This is a genomic window from Marinobacterium lutimaris, assembly GCF_900108065.1.
Lineage (GTDB): Bacteria > Pseudomonadota > Gammaproteobacteria > Pseudomonadales > Balneatricaceae > Marinobacterium_D > Marinobacterium_D lutimaris.
In genome coordinates this window covers 1,954,496-1,972,346 of record NZ_FNVQ01000001.1, presented here as the reverse complement: position 1 = coordinate 1,972,346, position 17,851 = coordinate 1,954,496, and the positions used below count along the sequence as shown (strand labels likewise).

Below are 17,851 nucleotides of genomic sequence, written 5' to 3'. Positions count from 1 at the left end.
GGCTCTTCAGAGCGACCTGCCAAGATCCAGCCGTTCGCTCTGTGAGTGCCTGAAGTCGAACAGGTAGGGTTTCTGGATGCTGCTGAGCGCGTTGTCACTGGTCGAGTTACTGGTCAAGTTACTGGGGTCTGGTTTACTGACGCTTAGGCCACGCTGGACCGGGTTGAACTCACCGCGGGCCATTTCGCCGATCATCTCTGGTACCCGGTCGCTGCCGTAATTCAGCCACTCCAGCAGGCCTAGTCGGCCATCAGTGGGTTTGTAGTCGGCGCGACCGGCGGCAAGTCCTTCCGAGAGCAGGGCATAGCTTAAAAAGCCGTGGCGCAGGTTGTCGCTTTCGAGGGCAAACTGTTCCGCCTGGCTGGCGGCCAGGAAGATCATCGCCTTGTCGTAAGCCAGCTGTCCCAGGCCACGGCTGCCCATGGGGCCTGGTTTGAAGCCCGGGCTGGCGATACCCGCGGCGGAGTGGCAGGCGTCGACAATCATTACAAACTCGCCCATATCGATGGGGCGTAGCCAGCGCGCCAACTCATCGCTGGAAAGGGCATTTGCAAGCACGGCATCGTTAATCTCCCGCTGTGTCCCCGCGCCTATATCCTCCAGCATGAAATAGAACTGGCCGTCGTTGTGGACATAGCCGTGACCGCTGAAGGTGATATACAGGCTGTCGTTCAGATCCGGTCGATAGCCCTGCAGCCAGTTGCCCTCGCTGCTTGCAGTATCTGCGAAAGCGGCGAGGCGCTGCTGCAGTGCGTCCTTGGTTGCCCGTTCTCCCGGCTGGCTTTGGCTGTCCGATATCAGCGGCACCGAGACCACCTCATCGAAGGCACCGCTGGCCTCCAGTGACTGTTTCAGCTGTGCCTGCATCTGGCGCGCATCGTTGGCGGCATAGCGCAGGTTCCAGGCGCTGTTCTCATATTCATTGACGCCGATGGTGAGCAGGTAGGCCACGCGGGGCGAGGTAGCCGCTGTGGACGTTTGTGGGCTCAGCGCCAGAGTCGAACGTTCGCTGCGGATACCATCGCTGTTGAATGCGTAGGCGCTCAGTTCGACAGGTGCGTCTTTGGCCGGCAGCTGGATACCCGGCAGACTGATCAGGGTTTCATCGCCCTCCATGGGCAGCTCGCCATCCTGCCGGGGGGCGAAGCCCACCAGTTGGCCGTCACGGAACAGGCGCAGGTCCCGGGCTCCCGACCACTCACCGTCAGCGGTACGTGTTTGTCTGATACGAATTTGCACATCCACTCGCAGCGGATCTTCGGCGGTCGGAGTGGCAGCCAGAATCTCTACCTCAGACGGAGCGCGATTCAGCGCCAACAGTGGGGTAGGGGCCTGCAGTTGCTCACCGGCCAGCAATCGGCCCAATAATCCGGGTTCATAATAGTCGCGCATGAAGGCCTGCAGCGGCAGCGCCTGGCGCGGTTCGTCGGGCAGCACCCAGGAGACGGCGTCAATATCGCCGGGGCGGTCGCTGTCGTAGCGGCCCTGGGGATCGATAACCAGCCACTCATTGCTGCCGAGATGCATCAGTGAGGCAAGAAAGTCCCGTTTTCCGTTTGGCCAGAGTTGCAGGGTGCCATCCGGCGTGGCGCTCAGCAGTGCCTGGTCGTCGCTGCTGTAGGCCAACTGTTCGATCTGGCCGTCGAACACCCGCGAATCGAGCAACTGCCCATCCTGGGTACGAAAACGCTGGATAAAGCTCATAGAACTGGCATTGATCACGACTGCCAGCTCTTCGCCGTTTGAGGCCGGAGCCACCGCAGCGATCTCGCCCAGCGTTGAAGGTTGGCGCCAGAGCAGAGCGCCGTCGGCGCTGCGCAGTTGCAACTCGTCGCGCAGGGCGATCAGAAGTTGGACTCCATCCGCAGCGGGTACCTCAGCAGCGGGTATCAGAGTCAGCTGCTGTGGCTCCAGGTCATTCAAATCGGCCTCAAGGTAAAACTCTGTCAGGGTTTTTCCGCTATGCAGATCGAGCCAGTGCGCGGTGGCGGGCTGCCCCCAGGGCGCTTCGTCACGCACCAGCAGCCGTTCTCGGCCAGCATCCAGAGCCAGCCATTGCACAGCATCAAGCTGCCAGGGCATCAGTTGTGCATCCGCCGGATCTGCTGCGTTGATCAGGCGCGCCTTAAGACGGTTCTTATCGCCATAGTAGCCGTTGCTCTCCAGGCTCCAGAGCTCTCCAGTGGCGGCCTCGCCAAGCGCGACGATATCGGGGTAGAACTCCTCATCCCAGCGTGGCAGCTCGGTTGTGACAAGCGTTCCGCTATCACTATCCAGACGCTGCAGATCCAGGCTCTGGAAACCCCAGAGTTGGGCGTCGATCCGCTGCCATTCCATCAGTGAGGATACCTCCAGGCGGGAGGCGACCCGGCCAGCAGTGGTGTCCCAGCGGATCAGCTCGGCATCGCCCGCGAAGGTCTTAACCACGGCCTCCAGGGTTTCCGTCTGGGGCTGCCAAAAGGCTGCCTTCACCGGGCGTACCTTGGGTGTATGCCGGGCAACAAGGTTCTCCGGTGTCAGGGTGAGCAGTTGGCCGCTGCGGTCGGCAACCAGGGCCAGCTGTTCACCCTGATTGACCGAGGCGGAGCTGGCATCGAATCCAAGCGCCTGCAGAGGTTTTGCAAAGTCGCTAAGGTCTGGCAGGCGGCAGCGCTCGGCGCAGGCTTCAGCCTCGGTTTTTCCGGGTTTCTGCCGGTCACCATCGCCGCTCAGCCAGGTCTCTCCTGCGATCGATACCAGGTAGCGACCCTGATCCTCCTGCCACTGTGTGACCTGTTCCAGTTGATCCCTGTCGGGATACCAGCGATAGATCGCTGTGACGGCCGGATCTGTCGCTGTTGTGTCTGGCACAGTCTCCGGATTAGAGGATAGATCGCCGAAAATCGGTTTGGGATCGGGGGCGAACTGCAGCAGCAGGGCATCTGTGGAAGCGTCGGATCCGCTATCCGCAACCAGGGATCTGAGCTTCGCATCACCGGTTTGCGTGGCAAAACCCTGGCGGCTGCGCGCCAGTATCAGAGTGAAGTCGTTGGTATCCCAGAGATAGATAAACTGGTCCTGCAGGGCGGCGATATAGCGGCCATCCCCGGTGAGGGCAAAGGTCTCGATATTACTGCTGCTGTCGGTCCGTAACTGGGCTAGTTCACGTCCGGTATCCAGATCCCAGACGCGGATCCGGTTGTCGCTGAAGCCCTGGGTCAGCAGACGACGATCGTCCGGGCTGATCGCCAGATTGACGATGGCGTCATCTCCAGCCTGGAAGTGGCGCAGCGTTCGGCCTGAATCGCTTTCCCAGAGGGTACAACGGCCCTTGTCGCCGCAGCTGATCGCCTGTTGGCCGTCATGGGTCAGTGCCAGGGCGGTGACGGCGCGCCAGATGGCGCTGCTGCGTTCATGACCCACATCTACCGTTAGCCGTGGCAGGCTGCTGCCGGCACCCAGGGGTTCCGCCTTCAGCACGGCGGCCTGGGCTTGGATGTCGTCCTTGCGGTGTTTGAACCATAGAGTGTCGAAATAACGGATCGGGTTGGGTTGCAGCAGTTCACCTTCGAGCCGTAGTTGCAGGGCGGACGGATTGACCGCCTGCTGAGCCAGGGCGATCAGGCTCTCCCGAATGGCGCCATCGGAAAAGCCGAAGCCGCTGCTGCCCAGTTCGAGCCAGGTTTTTGCTCTGTCTACCTGACCATCGACAGCCAGCAGAAGACCATAGAGCGCACTGTAGTAGCCACTTTTTATCTCGCCCGCGTCTTTATCCTGCTCCGCCAGCGGCTGCAGCCAGTCGAGCGCCGCAGTGATCTCACCCTCTGCGTAGGCCTGCTCTGCCAGGTTATGGCGTGCGTGCTGCCAAAGGCGCTTGTTTTCGGGGTTGGCGGTGAACTGCTCCAGCGTATCCTGGGCCGCTGTGTCGCCCCCAAGCACCCGGTACAGTGCCAGATTGTGATTCAGGGCACGCATCTCTGCAGGGGGCGCGAAGCGCTGCCTCAGTGTCACTATCACCTGCTGCAGCTGCTCGGCATCCTGGTAACGGCCCAGCTGAAATGAGGTGATCGCCGCATGCTCAATCAGGGCGGCGATAGAGCCTGGCTCGACCTTGCCCTCGAGCTGCGACTGGTGCTGCTGGAAAAATTCGAACACCGCCTCGGTCTGTTCGAGCAGGCCGGCGTACTCTCCCAGCGCCATCGACAGCCGCGCTCTGGCCAGCAGCACCTGCAGCTCCAGTTCCGGAGAGCCCTGGGCGATGGTCCCAGCCTCATCAAGGGCTGAGCGTGCCTCGGCCACTTGGCTGCTGCCGGGCGCATCCACCTGGGTAATGCCGGCCTTGCCGAGCTTCAGGTTGACCTCGATATCGGTCAGCCCCCGGGTATGGGCGATCTCCTCCGCCTGTTTTAGCGAGCTGTCCAGGCTGTATTCCGCGCCCATTTCTGCGCTGCAGACCTGGGGCTGTGATAGCCGAAGGTCCACCAGCAGGCGCCAGGCCTCGGCGTGCTCTGCAGCCTCTCGGGCGGTCTCGAAACGCTGTTTCAGGCGCTGGGGCAGGTCGCCGGAGCAGCGCTGATCGAAAGTCTGTTGGTTGATCAAGGCAGCGATAAATTGGGGCCCCAAGGCCGAAAACTCCGCCTTGCTGAGCAGAGCCTGCTCGGGCAGCTTTTCGGTGAACTGGTCGATCTGCGCCAGCGTCGTCTCCAGCGGGGCAGGGTTGAGCCCGGCATAACCCGGTGCAATGCTGAACTTCGCCAGCCGGTGCAGCATCACCAGCATCCGCGCTGATTGCGCCGAGTTATAGAAATTCAGCGCCTGCTGGGTGAACTGCATGGCGTTGACACGATGGGTTGCAGATCGATTGCCGTCGTCGAACCCTAGCTGGTCCGAGGCCATTTCTGCGGTTCGCGAGGCGGCTTCTGCTAGATGGGCGAGTTCCAGCTCAGGAGCCTGGTTCATGATCGCTTCGTTGTAAGTTCTGCGCAGGCGCTCAGCGCAGCTGTCGGCATCAAGCTGCTCGGTATCGCAAACCGCACTCAGGCTGAGCACCTCCTGCGGGATCGAGCGGTAATCGGGCTCAGCCGCTGCAACCAAAAGTGGAACCGTAAGCAGCGTCAGCAGTAGCGCTAAGGGTATGGGTGATGACCGGGTCGGCAGGCGAAGAAGCACGTCGATTATCCTATCTGGTGTCTGGTCAAGGTTTCAGCAGCGCCAGGAGTTGCCCTATCTGAGCATCGATAAAATCGCAGCTCGCCTGAGGCTTTGGCAGGGAATCGGCCGTCGGCGGCAGCGTGATCCGGGCGATCTGGTCCGGTTCGGTTGCGCAGATCGCGGCGCCGACCACCAGCCAGCGTCCGCGCTCGAACGCCGGGTTTTGCGATGGCTGCGGCTTGTCCTCGTATTGCTGCTGGGCCAGCTCCAGTTGTGCCTTACCGATGCCGCCGAAGCTGGTGGCTATTCCGGCCCTTTGCTGCCCGGCGTAGATCCCCGCCAGCATTGCAGTGGTTTCAGGGTCGACGGCGATCGGTAGTGCGCGCATTCGTGGTTGCTCACTGAGAAACTCGACCAGCTGTGGCGAGTATTCGGCATAGGCCTGATCCAGGCTCAGCGGGCCATCGGGGCTGAGTATCAGCCAGCCGACAAGGAGTGCAGCGGCGGCGGTGCCCAGACCGCCGACGCCGGCCAGCCAGCGTTGCCAGCGCTTGGTTTGATGACGGCCTGAGATACTGCTGACATTGGTGTCGGAGGTTTCCCAGCATTCCAGGTCGGTCAGCAGTTGTTGCCACTGGCTGTAAAGCTCACTGTTATTGGCGAGATGGCTGATCACCTGCTGGCGCCGCTCCAACGGAAGGCGGTTATCGAGCAGGGCGGCCAGGTCTTCGTTATCGGGCTCAGGGCCTGAGGCGGTGCTGGCTTCGGCAATTGCCAGCGCCAGACGGGCCAGGTATTCCTGCTGCTGCTCGTCTCTGTCTGCGGTCATTGCGCCACCCCCTGATCACTCTGATGGACAGAGCCGCGGAACAGCGCTGCTTTTTTCGTTTCTTTTTGTGCCGCCAGTTTGATGATCACAGCAACTCCTCTGGCAGCAGATTATGTCTTTGCAGCACCGAACGCAGTTCGGCAAGCGCCTGTTTCGCCACCCGCGCCGGTTTGTGTGCCGGCAGATTCAGGGCCCGGGCGATGGCGCTGAACTTCATGCCATCGACATAGGCCATGCGCAGTACGAGTCGCTGTTCGTCATCCAGCGTGAACTCAGCCCCCAGGTTGTTTAGTGCATCCTGGGTCTGAGCCTTGTTCTCCGGCTCCTGTTTGAGTACCACCTGGTGTAGCAGCAGTAGCAGGGCTTCGATGGATGAGTCGGATTGCGCGGCGGGTGTATGCGCTTCCTCTTCGGGTTCCTGCTCTGTGGTGACAGCACCGGTCTGCTGGCCGCACCAGGGCAGCCGTGCCTTGATGGTGCGCACCATATCCAGCAGTCCGTCGCTGTTACGCAGGGTCTCATCTCTGCCGGCGAGACGTTCGATGGCGGCAGGGACCGGCTGGCGTTCCAGGCAGATAAGCTTCCACAGCGTCAGCCAGGTGTCTCCCAGCTGCTTCAGCCAGGCCGGCGGACGGATGCGGCCATACTGCTTGCGCGCGTGCTCCTCAATCAGGTTGCTGCACAGGGTATAAAGGTAGGTTTGTGGCAGGGAACGGCCGGTGAATTTACGGCACAGTTGCCAGTCGTCGGCACTGAGCTTCTCCAGCACATACTGGCTGGCAACCTCCGCATCCACGGTCTTGCCGAAACGACGTTCGCACAGCGCGGAGATCCGGCCCTGCGTCTGTTGATCAAATACGATGGCGGACCAGTCCATCTGTCCCTCTAAGGCTGTAATCGCTCTACTCCTCGCCAAGAATTCGTCAACAATCGCAGGCCAGAAAACCCTGATTAGGTCGGAGTTTAGTGTAGCGGTCAATAAAGCGTCGAAAGGTTTTTCCGTTCTCAGACGCGATAATCGCTGCCAGCGAGAGAGGATCGCGGTAGATGGTCGGGATATATGGACGCGCCCGGGAGCGGCGGGTAAATTGCTCGGAAGCTTATATAAGGGAAAGGCATGAAGGGGATACGCGCAAGGATCGATGGCTGGATCTCCGGGCTGCTGCGCAGCCGGGCGGGATTTGCCTGGAAGTGGTTGTTTCTTATGCTGGCCGGTGGCTGGATGATCTATTCCAACCCCTTTGGTATCGGTGCCGCCACCGATCGTGCCTCGGAGCAGGCGATCTACCGCATGACCTCCGGCTGGTATGACAGCGAGCCAGGACAGCGCTCTATCCTTGTGGTGCTGTTTAACGACCGCAGCATCGACAATCTTTATCCCGCTTTCTGGCAGGCCAATGACTGGCCGCTTTCCTACCTGGACCAGGTGAACCTGCTCTCTATTCTGATGGAGCAGAACCCCCAGGCACTGTTCTACGACGTGATGTGGATGAAAAGACGCTCCGTTGATCCCTCCTTTGAACGGGCGATGCAAAAGCTTGAACGAACCCAGCAGCTGACCGGAGTACCCTTGCTGCTGGCTTCCGGGACCGTGGACGGGCCGCTTGAGCCGGAGCTTGCCGAACGCCTGCAGCGCTTTGCGGAGCCGGTGATCAACGGCTGGGAGGCGGTCGGCGATTACTACCCGCTGCAGGTACAGGGGCGGACCACCGCCGCCATGGCGTTGTACCAACACTATTGCGAAGAGGTTGGTTGTGCACCGACAGCGGATGCGTTTTCGGTTCCCATGAGCGTGCGCTGGAGCTCTATCCCGGCGCCCGCGCTGGTGGAGCATCGCCGCGACCAGTGTAGGCAAACGGATTCCGGCCTGGTTTCAGCGCTGCTGGCACTGCCGGTGAAGCTGTTTGAAGGCGCATTTCAGAGCTTTATCGATAGCAGTGAGGTGCCGGTATGCGCTCCGCAGCGGGTGCTATACGCCGATGAGTTGATGGCGCTGGCGCGCTCGCCAGATCCCGAACAGAGGCAACAGTTGCACGACTGGATCAACGGCAGCCTGGTGCTGGTCGGTGGCCAGATCGAGGGGCTTCACGATTATGTCGTCTCACCGGTGCATGGCACCCTGCCGGGAGTGTTCTTCCATGCCATGGCACTGGATAACCTGATGGCCAGCGGTGAGGGCTATATCCGCGATGGGGCCCGGGCCCAGCCTCTCTTGCTGTTGTTCTGGGGGATCTTTTGCATGGCGTTGATCGCCCTGCGCAGCGGCCGCGCGCGTGCGATTGGCTGGACCCGCCGCCTGGGCGACAGCTACTGGCTGCTGGGGGGCGGCTTTGTGCTGCTGATGCTGGTGTTCAGCTATGGCTGGCTGCATCTGGCGCCGGCCGGATGGATATCGTTGCTGGCGATGGGGTGGGCGGGGATGCTGCTGCTTGAGCGCCTGGATCGGCATTCTCCATACCCAGACCCATACCAAGATCCAAGTCCGGATCCGATCAACCAGGAGGGAGAGAGCCGATGACTGGAATACTGCGGGCAGGGTTGCTGCTTACTTTGCTGCTACATACTCTTCTGGTCGTAGCTCCGGCGCAGGCGCAACCGCTGATCGAGGCCTGGCTGGAGCCGGCGGTGGATCTCACGCTGCCGGATGGTAGCTGGGAATTGATCGATCGTGAACGTCTCCCCGAGCCACCGCTGACTATCCTGCAGAGCGAAGGGCGGCAACTGCTGGTGAATATGCCGGGGCTGGGATTACGCTGGGTGGGCCGCAGTTCGGTGCAGCTTAGCGAGGAAGATGCCCTGTTGCTGGAGTGCCAGGCGAGCGTGGCCGGGCGTGCTGAGGATTACCGCAACTATGGCCTGCGCGGGGTAGAGCAGGGGGTTGCCCTACACTGCATCGACAGGGTTGATGAGGATCGCTGATGCCTGGCATCGGTAAATCGCTTTGTCAGGGAGAGGGCTCTTCTATGCTTAAGCCTGCAACCGATGGCTGATATCTCGCAGTCAGTGAAAAAGCGATCAGATAAAAAAGTGTAGCGTTTTCCCGCTCAGGTCCATCTCAATGCAAAAAGAGCTCTGATCAGACCGGAGGCCAGTGGAATGACGCACACTACACACCCAGAAGACGGCTCGTTGCCAGGCATGCCGGCAGCAGAATCTGTTGGCTTCACTGAGGGCTGCGAGCCAGTTAAGGATAAAAGCGCCGCAGAGGGCCAGCAATCTGCCCGCACGGCGTTGACCTCGGGTTGGAGCGGCCGGAACAAACGGCTGAATCAGCAACCGTTACACAACAGGGAAGAACGACGGGTTATGAAGTGTATAAACGCGCTGGCCACGAAAGCGGTGTCGCTTAACTTGCTACGCCATTTACGACAGAAGTGGCGACTGAAGCTACGACTGAAGATACTGCTGACTTTTCTGCTGGCCGCCTCTGTGCAGTCCGCCTTTGCGACCAGCCAGTATATGGCCGTCTCCCGGGTGAGCTCTTCCAATGGTTATGAGATAGAAACCGGGCAGGTTGTCGATGTACTTGGCGTCAGCGAGGTCGATCCGGGCCTCGCTCCCAGCGGTCGGCTGCTGACCTTTGTTATCGACGGTCAGATCCATACCGCCGATGCAGCGGGCTTTGACGAGGTGATCAACAACAGCGCCATCGCATCGACGCTGTTGCGGTTTGATGCGGCCGGGGATACGGCCAGGCTCTGCATGACCCTGTTCGATAAAGAGAACCAAAGCTATCTCTACCCCACCTCTGCACAGGTTGAAAACTATCTTCGGCTGAGCCGGAAGGGTGAACCGGCAGGCTTTACGGTTGCAGCGCCCCGGGAGGCGCTGGAAGAGGAAGCGATCGACTACCAGAACCTGCGTCGCAGTGAGTCGGATCTGTGCCTGGAGGGCCTGGAATACTCGACCAATTATAAGGTCGAACTGCTGGCGGGGCTGGAACTGAGCGCCTGCAGCGGTGAAGGATGCCAGCCGATAGTGCTGCAGGAGGGCGTCTCTTTCTGGGGCGCGACCGGTGATCGGCCAGCATCGATCGAGCTGGTATCGGGAAAGCGCATTCTGCCGGTTGAAGGTGAGGCGTTGATCCCCGTTCAGCTGACCAATGTCAGCAGCGTGAATATCGAACTGTTCGAGGTCGATCTGCGCAGCGTCACCAGTGCCGGCTCTCTGTTTAAGTCGATATCCGGCTATGAGAAAGAGTGGTTGTCCTCGGAATACGCCCGCTCGCTAGGTAGCAAGCAGGTGAGGTTGGAACCTTCGTTAAACAGCACCCGGTCGGTCAATATCAATCTCGATTCGCTGCTGCCAAACCCGGCTAAAGGGATCTACGTCGCGGTTTTTGACTCCGAGGATCTGAACCTCAGAGAGTGGGATATGAAGCCGACGCAGTGGCTGATCCGCTCCAACCTGTCGATCTCCAGCTATCACGGCCGCAATCAGACCGATATTTTCCTGGCGGCCTTCGATTCCATGGAGCCCGTCGGCAGCGCCCAGGTGCAGGTGATCGCCCAGAACAACCGCCTGCTGTTCGAGGGTAAGTCCGACCGCAGTGGACACCTCAGTATTCCCGGCCATCTGCTGGCGGGACAGGGAGGGCACGCACCGGCGTTCCTGCTGGTTGACGGTCAGAGCCAGGGGCTTGGGCTGTTGCAGTTCAGCGCTGGTGGCGGTGAGCTGAAAACCGGCCAAAAAGGGATGGCCAAGGCGACGGATCGCGATATCTATCTGACCTCCGACCGGGAGCTTTATCGCGCCGGAGACAGCATCCAGTTTGTACTGATGGGGCGTGATAGCAAGCTGGAAGCGCTGCAAGGGGTGGATCTTAAAGTTGAGCTTGTGGACGCGTACCAGGATGTTATCGACAAGCGCATTATCAGCCCGGATCAGTTTGGCCTGGCGCAGAGCGCTTTTGACCTGGCCGCCAATATCGAACTGGGCACCTACGAGGTCGTTGTCAAAGGGATGGACGATGTCGTGCTCGCACGCCACAAAGTGCGCGTGGAAGACTTTGTCCCGCTGACCCTGAGAGCCGAGCTGGAGACCCAGGAAAACTGGGGTATCGACGAGGAAACCAGCCTCAGCTTGTCGGCCGAGTATTTCTCCGGCGGTAAGGCCGCGAACCTGGATGCGGAAGTGGTGGCGGCGATCAAGTTGTCGAACACCCATGAGTCCGATGCGCTGAAAGGTTACCTGTTTGGCTCCGACAAGGAGCAGCCCCAGCAATACCTGGATACATTTACCGGCAAGTTGAGTGCGCAGGGTGAGTCGACCTACGCCTTCAGTCTGCCCCAGGACGAGTTTGCCCAAAGTGGCCTCTATAGCCTGAGTCTCAAGGGCTCGGTCTTTGATGTGGGGGGGCGGCCCAACAGCGTCTACGAACAGGTCAAGGTTGATGCTACAGGCTCCTATCTGGGCGCCAGGCCCCAGTTCTCCGGTGCGCTGGAGGAGGGGGGAAACGCGGTCTTCGATCTGATCCGGGTGAATCGCGACGGCGCAACTCTGCCGTTCGAGCCGGTGCGTTATGAGTTGAGGGAGGTGGACTATTCCTTTGACTGGTACTTCGATAATGGCTGGCGCTACCGCAGCAAACGCCAGGGCGACAGGGTTGTTACCGCCGGCGAGACCAGCGATGACCGACTGGTGCTGACCGACAGCCTGGACTGGGGCAGCTATGAGCTGGTAGTCGTCGACAGCAACGGCTTTACCACGGTGGTTCCGTTCAGTGTCGGCTGGTATGGCGACACCCCGGTCAGTGAGCCGGGCCAGCTGGAGCTCTCCGTTGAGGCCAAGGATGATGAAGAGCTGCTGCTCAAGCTGGATGCTCCGTTCTCCGGCACCCTGCGGGTGATGCAGGCCAGCGCCGATATCGAGGATTATCGTCTGCTTGATGTGAAGCAGGGCGCCAATGAGTTCAGCGTTCCCCGTGAGGTTGATGCGGAACCCGGATTTCATCTGCTGGCGACCCTGGTGCGTCCGGTGGCCAGAGGCTCCGAGCACCTGCCGCAGATCGCCATGGGTAGTGCCTGGATCGATCATCTTGCCGATGAGCGTCTGCTCGATACCGAGGTTGAGGTGGCGGAAACCCAGCGCTCCAGTCAGCCCACAACAATCCGCGTACGGGTCAACAGCGACGCTGGTAAGGGGATGATTTTCCTTGTCGATGAGGGGATTCACGCGATCTCCCGCTACCGCAATGCGGATCCGCGCGAGTTCTTTTTCGGACAGCGCAAGCTATCCCTCGGGTTCCTTTCGAACTTCGGTCAGCTGATCCAGCAGGACCAGCAGCTTCAGGCCTATGGCGTCGGCGGTGACCAGGGCGAGAGCGACCCCGGCGTGCTGCGCTCTGATTTCTTCAAAACAGTGACCCAGCACTCGCCGCTGCTCGATATCGAGCAGGGCGTGATGGAATACACCTTTGATGCGCCCGATTTTGAGGGTGAGATGCGGGCCGTGGTGTTGGTGGCTTCCGGTCAGGGGGTTGGTTTTGAACAGGCGCAGATACGGGTTCAGGATCCGGTCAGTATCGATGTCTCGCTGCCGCGTTTTGTCGGCGTTGGCGACAGGATTGCAGGCAAGCTCGGGCTGCGTGTTAATGAGCCCAGAGATGAGCTGACGCTGGATCTACGCGTCGGTGAGGACAGCACGACATCAACTCTGGCAAGCCCCGCCGAGGGGCAGAGCCTGAACCAGGCGCTACCGTTGCATAGCGCCGTGGCGGGAGCGATCCCTGTGCAGATCGATCTGAGCGCTAACGATCAGTCGGTGCGCCGGGACTACAGCATTCAGGCCAGGGAGACCTCCTATCCGCTGGCGCAGATGCGCTCGATACAGTTGCTTCAGTCTGCTGCCCGGGATGGACGTTTCGAAATAGCGCCGATGGATCTTTCCGGGTTTGCCAGCCCCGAAACCACGGCTATCCAGTGGTCGTTTTCCACGCGCCCCGGTGCTTCGTTGCGCCAGGCGGTGGCGGCTCTGGATCGCTATCCCTACGGCTGTGTTGAACAGGTATCCAGTGGCACCCGTGGGCTGCTTGCGATCGCGTCGCTCAACGCGGCGGATAGCCGGCTGGAGCGTAAGATCAACCGCGGTATCGACGCTATTCTGGCGAAACAGAAAGCCAACGGCTCCTTCGGCTACTGGGACAGGGATGATCGGGTCGAGGAACGTTACCAGGCCTACGCCGCCGAAACGCTGCTTGATGCCATGCCCTATGCATCGAACCCGGAAGCGGCAAAAGCTGCGCTGGATCGCGCGCTGACCTACCTCGATCGCCAGTTTGTAGAGGATGCCTGGACCGCGCTGTATACCTACGGCGTGCTGGCGAAGGCTGGCTATGAGGTCACCAGTCGCACCCGCTATGCCATCGACGAGCAGTTACCCGCGGCGCTGGCGCAACAAAACGACCCGCGGCAGCGCATGGATCTGCTGCTGGCCGCCTACTGGAGCGCGGCGCAGATTCAGGATGACAAACGTGCTGAGCGTCTGCTCACTGAGCTGAGTGCAGCGTCCGATGCTCTGGTCCGCAGGTCTGAGCAGCAGACGCCGGCGCAGCGCTGGTTTGATCCTCTGATCGCCGAGGCCGGCACTGAATCTGAATCCCGGCCCTGGATCACCACCTCGGGCATCATGCTTGCGACCATCCCGCCGGCCTACCGCACGGCGTTAACGGACTCCCTGAGCAATCGTGCTATCCAGGGGCTCTCTGAACTGCGCTACCGCTCCACGCTTAACAATGCCCATCTGGCGGCATTGACCCAGGGGGCGGACAGATCGGACGCGCTGAATATCCGCGTCAATGGTGAGCCCATCGGTGCGGATCTGGCGATTCCGGCGGAACTGGCTTCGCAGGGCTTCAGCCTTGAACACGATGCCAGCGAGACGCTGTTCCTGAACGCCGAGGTCATCGGCCCGCGCAGCTCTTCACAGGCGCTGCGCAATGGTCTGAAGGTGGATAAATTCTGGGTTGATGACAGCGGCAGCATCCTCAGCAGAAATCAAAGTCTGAGTCTGGAGCAGGGCGAGTCGGTCAATGTGGTTGTCCATGTGAGGGCCGATAAAGAGCTGGGCAGTGGCAACCTGATGCTGACCGATCTGCTGCCCTCGGGCTTCGAGCTTGAAGCCGATTCAGGCATAGAGCCTCGGATAGAGCTCGCTGCCGGCAAGGTGGAACTTCTCTCCAACCTGCGCGCGGCGCGACCCACCTGGGAGCAGCGTATGGATGATCGCTACGTGGCCAACTTCGACCTGAGCTGGAGCGAGGGTAGAAGTGCGCTGATCCACTACCGGGTGCGTGCCGCTTATCCCGGTACCATGCAGCTGCCCGATGCCCATGCGGAGTTCATGTATCGGCCGGAGGTGAACGGCCGCAGCAGCGTTGGCGAGGCGCAGATCCTAGCGAAATGATCCGCAAAACGCTGCTGATACTGGGGCTGCTGGCAGCTTTGCTGCTGGTGGCGCTGGCCGTCTATATCCGGCAGCCGCTGGAGACCTCCCGGCTGGGCAGTACCGCCAACGTGGTACTGGACCAGCAGGGCGAGCGTCTGGCGACCCGTCTGAGCGTCGATGGCTTCTGGCGTGAACCGGTGTCCCTGGAGGAGGTCGATCCGCGCCTGATCGAGATGCTTGTGGCCTACGAGGATAAGCGCTTCTGGCGTCACCCCGGTGTCGACCTGCTGGCGGTTATCAGGGCAACAGGCACTATGCTGCGCCATGGCAGGGTGGTGTCCGGCGCGTCTACGCTGACGATGCAGACGGTACGGCTGATGTATCCGGAGCTGGGGCGCAAAAGTCTGGGTGCGAAGCTTGAGCAGATGTTGATGGCGCTGCGGCTGGAACACCACTGGTCAAAGCGGCAGATACTCGAAGCCTATTTCAACCTCGCCCCCTATGGCGGCAACATTGAAGGGATCCGCGCTGCAAGCTTCGCCTGGCTTAACCGCTCACCCTTACACCTGACCTACAGGGAGGCGGCATTTTTTGTCGCGCTGCCCCAGTCACCGGAGTCACGTCGTCCCGATCGCCACCGCGAGGCCGCCGAGCGTGCGACATCACGGGTGCTGCAGGATGTAGCCGATTCTTTTGGCTGGAGTCAGCAGCAGCTTGAGGAGTACCAGGCGGAGCTGATTCCGCTGCGTAAACAGGGCTTTAGCACGGGCGATGCGCATCTGATCGATCGTCTGGGCAGCGCTTCGGGCGGCATTGTTCGCACCCATATCGATGGCGAGTGGCAGGCCCGCGCCCGTGAGATCTTGCGCGGTGCTATCGCGCCACATGGCTCTGCCTATAACGCTGCTGTGATGGTGGTGGAGCGGCGCACCGGCCGGGTGAAAACCTACCTGGCGTCTTCCGGTTACGCTAATGCTGAGCGCAAGGGCGCCAATAACTTCCTGCTGGCCCTGCGCAGCCCCGGTTCTACGCTGAAACCGATGATTTACGGTATGGCGTTGCAGCGGGGGCTGCTGGAGCCGCAGTCATCGATGCTGGATACGGAGATTCAGGTTGAGGGTTATGCGCCGACCAATTTTGACGATGGTTTTCATGGCCGTGTCCGTCTCAAAGAGGCGCTGATTCAGTCGCTGAATATTCCCGCGATCAACACTCTCGAAAGGCTGGGGCCACAGAACGTGGAGAGGCGCCTGCGCCAGTATCTGTCGATCCCCCGAACCCAGGCGCAGGGGGCCGGCTTATCGCTGGCGGTGGGCGGCTTTTACATGACCGCCGAGCAGCTCGCGACGCTTTACCTGGGGATGCTCGATCAGCCCGCGCCAAGATTGTCGTTTCTGTCAGATGCAAACGAACAGTACAGCGAAGGGATTCTCAGTAACCAGGCGTCTGACCAGCTTGTTGCTCTGCTCTCGCAACGCGATAACCGCGGCCAGCCCTATGTGGTCAAGACGGGAACATCCGATGGTCGCAACGATGCCTGGTCGATTCATGTCACCCAACGCCATCTTGTGCTGGTATGGGTGGGCAGTCCCGATCATCTTTCCGGGGAGCAGATCTCCGGTGCGCAAACGGCCAGTCCCATAGGGCGTGAGCTGATTCTGGCACTGGGGCTGGAGCCGCCGTTGATTCCAGAGATTGCAGTGCAGGAAAGGCCCTTGGTTGCGAAGGCCAACTGTAACCGTCTTATCGAGTATCCAGAACCGGACGAGCTGATCCTGACGCAGAACGGCAGAATTGCCGTAGCTAGCCGTAACACTGGTGTGAGTTGGTATCTCAACGGCAAGGCCGTCGAGGTAGAGAATGGCACGCTACCGCTTGAGCACGCGGGAGCAAACGTGATCAGCGCCAGGTATGGAAGCTGCGATCAAGCCCAGAGTATCTTCGTACAGTTTGTGAACTGAGCTCTGTCCAGGGTGAATTACACAGATGCATTTGTGGAGCGGGCATGCCCTGGTCCACCAGGCAAAGTGAGGTGTCTCCATCGCAATCGGTGCGTAGCTCGATCACACGTTGCATATGCCCACGACTCTCACCTTTTATCCATAGGGGGTTGCGGGAACGGGACCCGTAAGTCACCCACCCAGTTTTCAGGTTCAGTGATCCCCGGTTCATCCAGGTCAGCATCAGTACCTCACCGCTAGGATGCTGCTGGGTGATCACCGGGATAAGTCCATCTCGGGTCCAGGCAGGCTGCTTTAAAAAATCATCTTTGGGGAATTCAGTGCTCTGGGGGTGGGGCGATCTGTTGGAAATGGGCGCGTGTCATTGACGTCGTCGTTATTCCTGGGCTTTGGGTTAAGCGGTACAGACAGAGTGTCTTGCGGGTTCAACACAGCTGCATATTTATGTATTGTTATATCATAACATTATTGGCTCCGACGAACCTGGTAAAGACACTAATCACGATGAATGCAACAAACCACGCAGTTTTAACCCAGCAACCCGCTCGAGTTGCACGTATTGGTAACCAAGCCGAAGTACTGGGTGAAATTTACCAACCTGAATGTAACCTCGCCGTTTGGCAACGCGACCTGGAAAAGAAGATCGAACACTACATGGCTCAACTCGCCGAATCCAACCGCCAGGTTAGCCTGCGATGTCTGATCGGTACCGGTGAAGAGATGCGCGCAGAAACTGCCATTCAACTCAACGGGGCATTGCCAACTTTCGAAGGTAAAGAAGCACTGGTCAACAACATCTGCGAACTGGTGGAGATGTATCAGTGTCTGTTCGAGCCGGAACAGATCGGTGTGCGCCTGGCCACACTGCGACGCGCCATGTGTCCGAAGTTTCACGTAGATTTTCTGCCCGCTCGCCTTGTCACCTGCTTTAGCGGCGCCGGCACCCACTGGCTACCAGAACCGCAAAATGGCTGCCCACGTATCCCGGAAACAGAACCGGACAGGTTCGAACAGATTAGTACCGGTGATGTGGCTCTACTGAAAGGTGATGGCTGGTTTGAGAATGAAGGCTTTGGGGTAGTACACCGCTCTCCTCCAGTGGCAGAGGGAGGCATGAGGATGTTTCTTTCTTTGGATTTTGCGGATTGAGTTTGAAAGGACAAAGCAGACATAAAATGGACGCAACACGCAAAGCCTCCCAGGCGGGTAGATGAAGCATGTTATGGCCAGTTATGGGCAAGTCACTAGCTCGGACGTTAAAGACTGCCGATCGCTGGCATTTGGCTCTAAGAGCCGAATGTTCGCTTCGGACCAACAACGGTCTGCAATGTCAGACCGTCCCTTCCGTCTAGAGTTATCGCTGTGCTTAATGACTCTTCGTGCCTAATAGAATGCCTCTGCTATCGGTTTCAGGCTAAGTAAGAAACCGTACGAAATCATTTCACTGAATGTGAGATTTTGCTTGGCAGGCCTAGTCTTATTCAGTGTGAAATGCTCCTGATGATGGGCGGGTTATTCCACCGGAAATGAGATCTGACAGATCTCG

The 17,851-nt window shown here is 59.8% G+C and carries 9 protein-coding genes; 5 read left to right on the top strand and 4 right to left on the bottom strand.

Annotation, left to right across the window (positions count from 1 at the left end; genetic code table 11):
• Positions 1-6: 6 nt before the first annotated feature.
• From C4S72_RS09240 to C4S72_RS09230, 3 genes are all read right to left on the bottom strand, one after another.
• Positions 7-5,148 (bottom strand): caspase family protein, encoded by a 5,142-nt coding sequence (locus C4S72_RS09240; protein WP_146071886.1) that lies wholly within the window; start codon positions 5,146-5,148, stop codon positions 7-9.
• Between the two features lie 25 nt (positions 5,149-5,173).
• Positions 5,174-5,959, bottom strand: a complete 786-nt coding sequence (locus C4S72_RS09235) for an anti-sigma factor family protein (protein WP_104002721.1) — start codon at positions 5,957-5,959, stop codon at positions 5,174-5,176.
• Between the two features lie 85 nt (positions 5,960-6,044).
• A complete protein-coding gene (locus C4S72_RS09230) occupies positions 6,045-6,836 on the bottom strand; it encodes a hypothetical protein (protein WP_104002720.1) in 792 nt (263 codons plus the stop codon).
• A gap of 240 nt (positions 6,837-7,076) precedes the next feature.
• Here C4S72_RS09230 and C4S72_RS09220 point away from each other — a divergent pair, with 240 nt between their 5' ends.
• The 4 genes from C4S72_RS09220 (at position 7,077) to C4S72_RS09205 (ending at position 16,305) form a co-directional block, all read left to right on the top strand.
• On the top strand, positions 7,077-8,477 hold the full coding sequence (locus C4S72_RS09220; protein ID WP_104002718.1) for a CHASE2 domain-containing protein: 1,401 nt from the start codon (positions 7,077-7,079) through the stop codon (positions 8,475-8,477).
• Positions 8,474-8,878: a hypothetical protein gene (locus tag C4S72_RS09215; RefSeq protein WP_104002717.1), complete on the top strand. Its 405-nt coding sequence runs from the start codon at positions 8,474-8,476 to the stop codon at positions 8,876-8,878. The genes C4S72_RS09220 and C4S72_RS09215 overlap by 4 nt, the downstream gene beginning before the upstream one ends.
• Before the next feature lie 387 nt (positions 8,879-9,265).
• Positions 9,266-14,362 (top strand): alpha-2-macroglobulin family protein, encoded by a 5,097-nt coding sequence (locus tag C4S72_RS09210; RefSeq protein WP_160115480.1) that lies wholly within the window; start codon positions 9,266-9,268, stop codon positions 14,360-14,362.
• Positions 14,359-16,305 (top strand): transglycosylase domain-containing protein, encoded by a 1,947-nt coding sequence (locus C4S72_RS09205; RefSeq protein WP_104002715.1) that lies wholly within the window; start codon positions 14,359-14,361, stop codon positions 16,303-16,305. Before C4S72_RS09210 ends, C4S72_RS09205 begins: the two co-directional genes overlap by 4 nt.
• On the opposite strand, the gene C4S72_RS26175 is transcribed toward C4S72_RS09205, so the two are convergent.
• Entirely contained in the window at positions 16,244-16,516 is a 273-nt protein-coding gene (locus C4S72_RS26175; RefSeq protein WP_327332646.1) for a phosphoribosyl-AMP cyclohydrolase, read from the bottom strand. The genes C4S72_RS09205 and C4S72_RS26175 overlap by 62 nt on opposite strands.
• A gap of 293 nt (positions 16,517-16,809) precedes the next feature.
• On the opposite strand from C4S72_RS26175, the gene C4S72_RS09195 reads away from it, so the two are divergent.
• Complete coding sequence (locus C4S72_RS09195; protein ID WP_160115479.1) at positions 16,810-17,454, top strand: DUF1826 domain-containing protein; 645 nt, start codon at positions 16,810-16,812, stop codon at positions 17,452-17,454.
• Positions 17,455-17,851: the final 397 nt, after the last annotated feature.